Source organism: Prevotella sp. P4-98 (genome assembly GCF_002251405.1).
In the GTDB taxonomy this organism is placed as follows: domain Bacteria; phylum Bacteroidota; class Bacteroidia; order Bacteroidales; family Bacteroidaceae; genus Prevotella.
On record NZ_NPJC01000088.1, the window covers coordinates 1 to 1,092 of the forward strand.

General features: G+C 40.7%; 1 rRNA gene. It reads left to right on the forward strand.

The features are described from left to right. Positions 1-83, forward strand: a 5S ribosomal RNA gene (gene rrf, locus CIK96_RS12985); the annotation flags it as partial. Positions 84-1,092 lie beyond the last annotated feature (1,009 nt).

Here is a 1,092-nt window from a genome sequence, read left to right on the forward strand (position 1 = left end):
CTTCCCATTCCGAACAGAGAAGTTAAGCCCACTTGCGCCGATGGTACTGCAATGCAATGCGGGAGAGTAGGAGGCCGCCATCTTTTACAAAGCACCTTGTTTCAGCAATGAAGCAAGGTGCTTTTTTCGTTTCCTCCCTTTACGGATCCACGGAACACACAGAGTACACGGATCCACGGAACACACAGAGTACACGGATCCACGGAGCACACAGAGTACATGGAAAGATTCTGGTTAAAGATTTTTCTTAAGATTTTCGTAGGATGATAAAGACCACTCCCTCAGACTTCAGACTTCAGACTGCATTTTCGTTAAAGATTATATTTTAGTTGCCTGCCGGCAAGAAATCTTGGAGGAAATCTTCATGTAAAATCTAAGGACCTAAACGGTCCAGAAATCTATTTAAGATTGCTATCTTCCTAAAATATTTCTTGCCGTAGGCAACATCTTAAACAAGATTTCCCCCAAAGATTTCTTGCGAAGCAACCCCATAAAAAATCGTTTCCAGAAACTGTCAACTGTCAACTGTCAACTGTAACGCTTGTGAATGATGATATTTACTACGGATAGTTTTGGAATGACATTGATCTGTATTCATGACATAGCTGCAGACTGCAACTCCGGAAAGCTGAACGGGTATGCTCCGGAATATGCAAACAAGTGAAACAGTATCTGTTCCCCTGTTTCATCCCACTGTTTCATGGTTGCCTCATAAGTAAGTCATAACTAACTTCGCACTAAGTCCCAAAATTGGCGGACAATGATTGGAGGTACAATGAACAGAAAGGGAGAATACCAATGATGTGGAAATGAATTGTATGATTGGAATTGCAATCTAAAGCGTTACAGTTGACAGTTGACAGTTTGGGAAAAGCAAAAAATCATCCAAGCGTTACAATATAACAGTATAACAGTTTCCATAAACCATATTTTTGCGATGGGCTCCGAAAATGTCACACGGATTACACTCTAAGTTTGCAGAAGAATGCGACGCAGTCGCATAAATGTTAAATAATCAAGGTAAAACTATGATTGCTAAAGACAGTTTCGTACCTTTGTTGTAAAAAGGTAGAATCGGTCTGTCGAAGAGGT